The organism is Streptomyces sp. PT12, from assembly GCF_003311645.1.
Classification (GTDB): domain Bacteria; phylum Actinomycetota; class Actinomycetes; order Streptomycetales; family Streptomycetaceae; genus Streptomyces.
Genome location: NZ_QEST01000193.1, coordinates 1 through 813, shown reverse-complemented (window position 1 = coordinate 813; position 813 = coordinate 1). Strand labels below are relative to the sequence as shown.

Sequence of the window (813 nt, the reverse complement as noted above, 5' to 3'; positions counted from 1 at the left end):
AGTCGGAGGGGCCGCGTCGGGCGGGTGTGTCCTCGTTCGGGATGAGCGGCACCAACGCCCACACCATCATCGAACAAGCCCCCCAGCCCCCGCTCCCCGAGTCAACGCCCTCCGCTCAGCCCCACGTTGCGCTCCCCCTTGTCCCGATCACCCTCTCCGGCGCCAGCCCGGAGGCGCTGCGCGCCCAGGCCGCTCGCCTGCGGGCGATGACCCAGGCCCGCCCGCTCGACCTCGGCTACTCCACCGCCACCAGCCGAACACCCCTCGACCACCGGGCCGTTGTGCTGGCCGGGGACCAGGAGTCGCTGCACTCCGGCCTCGACGCGCTGATCGAGAACCGCACGGCCCACGGACTGGTCATGGCCACCACGGAGGATCGCTCCCTGGCGTTCCTCTTCTCGGGGCAGGGCAGTCAACGGCTTGGCATGGGCCGGGAGTTGTATGAGGCGTTTCCTGTGTACGCGGACGCGTTCGACGCCGTGTGCGCGCGCCTGGACCGCGAACTGACCCGCCCGCTGCGCGATGTGGTGTTCGGTGGGGACGCGGACCTGCTCAGTCGCACCGAGTTCGCGCAGGTGGCGTTGTTCGCTGTTGAGGTGGCGCTGTTCCGGCTGGTCGAGTCGTGGGGGATCACGCCAGACTTCCTTGCGGGTCACTCGATCGGCGAGATCGGGGCGGCGCATGTCGCGGGGGTGCTGTCTCTGGACGACGCGTGCGTTCTGGTGGCGGCCCGTGGTCGTCTGATGGGTGCGCTGCCGGAGGGTGGTGCGATGGTGGCGGTGCAGGCGTCGGAGTCGGAGGTGCTGCCGCTGC

Annotated in this window: 1 protein-coding gene; it reads left to right on the top strand. The window is 70.7% G+C overall.

The features are described 5' to 3' along the window. On the top strand, positions 1–813 hold an 813-nt coding region (locus tag DEH69_RS22780), incomplete at both ends, for an acyltransferase domain-containing protein (RefSeq protein WP_147255771.1).